This window comes from Hymenobacter tenuis (genome assembly GCF_054780495.1).
This window is the reverse complement of record NZ_BAAGWF010000005.1, coordinates 122,001-128,000: the sequence shown is the minus strand read 5'-3', so window position 1 is coordinate 128,000 and position 6,000 is coordinate 122,001. Positions and strand designations below refer to the sequence as shown.

Genomic DNA, 6,000 nt, shown 5'->3' with positions numbered 1-6,000 from the left:
CGGCCAAAAAGCCGGTTTTTTGACGCAAACTTAGTACCGACAATTGAGCATTATCGGTACTAAGTTTAGGAAAGTAGTACTTTTATTATATCCTGGTACTTTTTTTCGAAAAATCGGTAGTTTATGGAAAATGAGTCTTCGTTACCCGTCCTTGTTCCGACTCGGAACCACTCTTTAGTCGAGCTTCCCTTTTCCGTCAGTCGCTACGTCGAGGCGGGCCTGCAGGGAGCACAGAATACGAAGCGCGGGTACGCGGCCGACTTGCGCAGCTTTGAGGATTACTGTCAGCATCATCAGGTGACCTACTTGCCAGCCGAGGTGACGACGGTCGCCGGGTACGTGTCCCAGATGGCCGACCGCGGGATGAAGCTGGCCACCATTCGCCGACACGTGGCCGCCATCGCGAAGCTGCATCAGCTGGCGGGTCAACCTTCCCCCACGGGTCATGAGGCCCTGCAGATCGTGCTGGACGGCATTGCTCGAATTCTGGGAAAACGGCAACAGCAGGCCCCTGCCTTTACCGTGGCGGAGCTCAAGCAGGCCGTGCGAGCCATGGATATCACGACGCCGACCGGCTTACGGGACCGGGCCCTATTACTGCTTGGGTTCGCGGGGGCCTTTCGGCGCTCCGAACTGGTGGCTCTGCAAGTAAAGGATCTAGAGCTTACGCACCACGCGCTCGTGATTCATTTGCGCCGTAGTAAGACGAACCAGTATGGGCAGGACGAGGATAAAGCCGTATTCTATGCGCCCAACGCCGATTTCTGCCCCGTCCGGGCCGTGCAGGAATGGACAACTTGCCTGGGGCGCACCACCGGACCGCTGTTCACGCGCATGCATCGGGGCAGTAAGTCCCGAGCCGCGCAGCCCGGTACTGCCCCCCTCTCGGATCAGAGTGTGAACGATCTGGTGCAACGGCATCTGGGGCCGCTGTATTCAGCACACTCCTTGCGGGCCTCCTTTGTCACCGTGGCGGTGGAAGCAGGCCAGTCCAATAAGGCCATTAAGAATCAGACGAAGCAAAAAACCGATGCCATGATTGAGCGCTATGCCCGGCTCGATGATGTTAAGCGCTTTAATGCCGCGCAGTATTTAGGGCTATAATGGGCCCATTAACAGGCCTTCCCCTTAATCATCCTGTATAAGGGTAGAGATAGATGTTCATCGGGACTTGGTAAACACTTCTATGTACAACAGCTTTAATTTATGCGATGACGGGAGATGTGTTGACTACCAGGTCTGGAATAAAGGTTACATAATAAGCTTGATGGTTTAGTAAGAGGTCAAATCCATCTGAAGTGATATTTAGAATTTGGCGGTCACCTAAATCAAATTCTTTATGATGATTAGGGCACAGCAGTATAATATTTTTTAGAGTTTCACGCCCTTGTTGCCGCTTGGGTTGGATATGAGCGGCTTCGATATAGCGACTTCCATCTTTTTTGTGGATGCTTAAGCCACATAACTGGCAGTTAAAATCTCGCAGCACTTTGATTTTGGCAATGATATGGTTGTCGCGCTTGTAAGCCCTGTGCTGTATTGTAACCTGCTCTGGTTCTTTGTCAGTAATACGCAGCAATTCGCTCAGCAACTGTGACTTGGAAAGATTTTGTGCGAGTAAATTTGATGCTATTTCCTCTTGCTCTTCTTCGTCTGTTCGGGGAATAGTGGACAGCTTAGATTCATAACGCTGATATACCTGCCGCATGGACTTCATTACGGATTCATATTCTTTCTCATGATAGGTGATGTGTTGCTTAAGCGCCGATAAGGCAGTTTCCAAGCCGGAAGGACCGTAGTCTTGAGAGATCTTTGCCAAAAAGTAGTCCATAGCAGGGCTACTCAGAGTCCTTTTAAATACTGTCCCCGTTAGGAGATGCCGAAGATCGTCAATAAAGAAAGCAGCAGTAGCAAGATTAAGTCCTTCCTCTGACGTGAGCTTCCAGAGGCCATGGTCTTTGCTTATTTCAGCTTCATAAACTTGTCGAGCAATAGTATACGCTTGGTGCACTTGTTGGGAAGTGATTTTCATATAGTAATAAGAGTAAGAAAAGCAGTGCTGTTAATGTACATGAATTTCAATGTTTAGTAGAGAAATAATTATAAAAAAATCTTCTATCAATTTCCTGTTGACTGCATATGATCATTCAGGCTGCTCATTAGACTTCATGAATATTAGCAACCTTTCCTTTTACATTAGCTGGTAATCGAAGGTTTAGGGACACTTAGCTGCCGGATTCGCCCCAGAGTTGAGCATTCTTAGAAACGTTGAACGTATCGAGCTGAGGACACTTCTTCCATAAAATGAACCGCATGGCGGGCCAGCTGGGCCGCATACGTTCCGTCTAGAATAAGGCCGGTAAACCGTAAAGCTGCATCTTCAAGCATAGCTTTGCGCAAAGGAGCCGACTTCTGGTATGTAGCATACGCCTGGGCCAATAGGGGTTCGGCAGAGAAAAGACGTGTGGCATCAGGCACCCGATCACGCTTAATGTGTTGGTTGAACTGCCGGTCTACTGGCAACAGATTCCACAGTTCATTCACAGGGTACACACTGAGCGGGAGCAAGTGGTCCAGGTCGTAATGCTGCGGCTGGGTAAGGCGTTTTTGCGTCCAGGGGCAAATGAAGTGGACCTGTTCATGGAGCAAAAGGTCAACCTGGTTGCGTTCCCAGGAAAGAGGACGACGGTTATCAGGTCGGGAGGTGAGCAAGCTATAGATCTGCCCTCGGGTAACGAGCTGGTTTGCTTCCTGCGCCACCCTTTCAGTGAACAGGCTCCATTCGTGAAGGCAGAGCGCCTCCACATAGAGGGATAACCGATGAAAAGCCTCCCACAAGGTGGAAGGTACCACAACGCATAGTTCCTGCGGCTTGGCTCCTGGGATAGTCAGTATTGCGGCGGGGAGTTGATGGAAGTGGATAGGCTTGGCGAAAACCGTCCAATGGCCAGGCCCCGCATGCTGAACAGGCATCTTCACGGCGGAAGCAATTGCTGCTACGGCTTTATCGTAGGCGTGCAGTAAGGTGGGAGCATAGGTTGCTCGCCGCCTGGGCGTCCGCATTTCCGTCAGCAAAATGAAACCATCCGCGGCTTGCGGACTCAGCTGCCCCGTGCGTTGCCATTCGGTTTGAAGGGCCGTAAGTGCGGGGCGAAAGATAATGTCTTGACGCAAGGTCTCCCCCCGCACCGCCCGGGCTCCTTGGTAGATGGGCGCCTGGCCATCGACGAACGGCCAGTAGTAAGCCGCCCACAGTTCCGCTATGCGAGATAAGGGTACTGCGACGTCCCGACCATACTGGGACAAGTCGGGGTACAGGAGCACCAAATCATTTAGGGAGCGTAGAAGCGCGATTTTGTAACTGGTAACCTTGGAGTCGTGCTTGAGGATCGTGGCAAGGATCTGCTCACCGGATAGGGCCTGCATAAAAAGGTAAATGAGCGCGCAAGGCAGAAGCCCTAACAGCTTGTATCTTAGGTGATGGAGAGAGAAAACCTTCTCAATAAGTTGAATGATTAACACACGATCTGCATCCTGTGCCGTCAATAATTACTACTAATTAAAGAGGACATAACCATGTATGTGATCGGTTTTAACTTCTTTAAATTCTCGGAGGAGAAATTTATCTAGAACATCCGGTGCACGCATGCTCTCGGCTTGTAGGCTGGAGAAGAGTTGTGCCGTGCTTTCAAGCTGGTCGTAAAGGAATTCGGTCGTTATTCATAACAATTTTCGGGTTAACAGATAGCCAAAAAGCGCCTAGGAAGCTAAGGCATAAATAACGAGCTAAAAGACCCATCAATCATTGGCCAACAGTTGTCAAACAACTGCGCCTTTATTAACGAATGCCACTACTCTTGCTTACACTTTTTGTCTGTTGAATGAAATACAATAGTGATAGTAATTTATTGACTTATATAAAGATCCTTATAACTACATTGTGGAGCTGATAGAGGTTATTACAGGCCGCTTACGCACTTTGGCATCGGCTTATCTTCTCTCCATTCTCGCTTAAAGAGTTGTACAAGGGATTATCCCTCACTGCGTCATCTTTTAATCATATTACTTTTATTGTATGCAAACATTGGCCTCTGACCTGCGCCAATTTCTGAACATCGAGTTCGAAGCTCAACGCCAAGCTACTCATGACACGTGGCGCCTACCCCTGAAGTTGCGGGTGCAGAAGGGAGAAGCTTTAGACGGCATTGAAGTTTTAGGGGCTAAGGTATTGGGACCCAGCACCCCAGGCACTTTCTTTATTAGCCGGGAGGATCTGCTGTTTTCTCTGGGGAAGCGCCGCATCAGGTTTCGAGGTAATGCCTCTAAGTTTAAACCAGGCTCTTATGTGCGCTTGCACCGGGGCAACCCCTTCGATCCTCAGAACAGCTTTGGCTTAGAGGTCCTGAGCGTCTCCGAGTCCGAGATGTTACTGGAAGGTGAGTATACCCCCAACATCAACCAAGTACAGCCAGGCCCGGGGTGGGTGCTGGACAGCAACGTGGTGGACCTGCGCAAATTCATGTATCAGGCCCTTGATCGGCTTGAGCAAGAAAGCAACCACGGCCTACTGGCTAACGTGTTGCTTTATCGTGAAGCCCCGGTTTTCGATGAATCGGCTCGCACCATTGCCCGCCAGCTAATGCCCTTCCTAGGGCTCAATGCTCAACAGGCCGAAGCCTTTATCAATGCCTACGCCGCCAAAAATTATTATTTAATTCAGGGGCCACCCGGCACCGGCAAGACCCGGGTGCTAGCCCTGCTGGCCACTGCGCTCGCTCGACAGGGTCAGCGAGTGCTGGTCACTTCCTTTACCCATCGAGGGATCAACAATGCCCTGCGTAAGATTCACGAAACCACCGGTTATCCCCATGTAATGAAGGTGGGCAAGGCCGCCGAAGCAGAAGACCTGGGCGACGTTCGTAACGCTGAACGACGCCCCGATCTAAGCGCTATCGACGGTCAGGCCTACATCGTCGGCGCCACCGCCTTTGCTCTCTGGACCAGCCGGCTAACGGATACGGAGTTCGACGTAATCATCTTTGACGAAGCCAGCCAGGTTAATCAGGTGCAGGCTGCCGCCGCCATGCTGCGCGGCCAGAAATTTATCTTCATCGGTGACCACCAGCAGATGCCGCCTATTATTGCTGGTGAACATGCCGACCCGTTGCGGCGGCAATCTATTTTTGAGTACCTGTTCACAGCTCACCCCGGTACCATGTTGTCGGCTACCTACCGGATGCACGCCGACCTAGCTCATTACGCCAGCCAGCACTTTTATGGTGGCCAGCTTCAGTCTCATAGTTCAGCCGCTGGTCGAACGCTGAGGCTGCCTAAACCGGCCACCTCGTACGCCGATATTCTATCTTCTGACTCGCCAGGCGTGTTCCTTGACTTAGGCCATCGCAACGCCAAAACATCGGAGTATAATGAAGCCTGGTACGTGGCCGATCTTATCCGGGAGCTTTTAGCCTGCGGCGTGCCAGCCCGTGAGATTGCCGTAGTGGCTCCGTTCCGGGCGCAGGGTGCCCTCATCCGGCGCCAGCTGCGCCACCGCTGCTCAACTACTTCGCCCGAAGAGTTAGCTGAGATTTTGGTTGATACGGTGGAGAAGATGCAAGGGCAGGAGCGCGACGTAGTGCTAATTTCGCTGACCAACGGTCTGTTCGATGAGCGCCTGCAGCGCGCTGAGTTTTACTTCCTGCCCAACCGCCTTAATGTGGCCATTACCCGGGCCCGCTGTAAGCGCATCGTAGTGGGTAGTTCCAACCTGTTCGATACCCAACTCAGCGATGGCCAATGGCAGCAGTGGGTTCACATCTTTCAGGATTTCTGCTCCGCTGAGCCCACCTTCCATCTGCCTCTGGTACGCTCCCCCCGGCCATTACGCCCGGTGCGTCGCGCAGTAGCCAGACGCTAAAGCGCTCTTTCAGCCGTTTTTCGCCAATACCTGCTCAGCTACATCACACGGGGCCACCCGCTGCCGGGGCTACCTTTTCGCGT

Annotated in this window: 4 protein-coding genes; 2 read left to right on the top strand and 2 right to left on the bottom strand. The window is 51.8% G+C overall.

From position 1 onward, the window contains the following. Positions 1-123 precede the first annotated feature (123 nt). On the top strand, positions 124-1,104 hold the full coding sequence (locus ACYVGU_RS19750; RefSeq protein ID WP_460623502.1) for a tyrosine-type recombinase/integrase: 981 nt from the start codon (positions 124-126) through the stop codon (positions 1,102-1,104). A gap of 100 nt (positions 1,105-1,204) precedes the next feature. Here ACYVGU_RS19750 and ACYVGU_RS19745 read toward each other — a convergent pair whose 3' ends face one another. Together ACYVGU_RS19745 and ACYVGU_RS19740 are read right to left on the bottom strand one after the other, a co-directional pair. Then, complete coding sequence (locus ACYVGU_RS19745) at positions 1,205-2,032, bottom strand: HNH endonuclease (protein WP_460623500.1); 828 nt, start codon at positions 2,030-2,032, stop codon at positions 1,205-1,207. 227 nt (positions 2,033-2,259) lie between these two features. Then, entirely contained in the window at positions 2,260-3,426 is a 1,167-nt protein-coding gene (locus tag ACYVGU_RS19740) for an HNH endonuclease domain-containing protein (protein ID WP_460623498.1), read from the bottom strand. A gap of 649 nt (positions 3,427-4,075) precedes the next feature. Between ACYVGU_RS19740 and ACYVGU_RS19735 the strand changes: the two genes are divergently transcribed. Continuing rightward, positions 4,076-5,917, top strand: a complete 1,842-nt coding sequence (locus tag ACYVGU_RS19735) for a DEAD/DEAH box helicase (RefSeq protein ID WP_460623497.1) — start codon at positions 4,076-4,078, stop codon at positions 5,915-5,917. Positions 5,918-6,000 lie beyond the last annotated feature (83 nt).

Excerpts from the sequence above, each read along its gene's own strand:
- ACYVGU_RS19750 (WP_460623502.1), top strand. The coding sequence starts at position 124 with ATGGAAAATGAGTCTTCGTTACCCGTCCTTGTTCCGACTCGGAACCAC.
- ACYVGU_RS19735 (WP_460623497.1), top strand. The coding sequence starts at position 4,076 with ATGCAAACATTGGCCTCTGACCTGCGCCAATTTCTGAACATCGAGTTC.
- ACYVGU_RS19745 (WP_460623500.1), bottom strand. The coding sequence starts at position 2,032 with ATGAAAATCACTTCCCAACAAGTGCACCAAGCGTATACTATTGCTCGA.
- ACYVGU_RS19740 (WP_460623498.1), bottom strand. The coding sequence starts at position 3,426 with ATGCAGGCCCTATCCGGTGAGCAGATCCTTGCCACGATCCTCAAGCAC.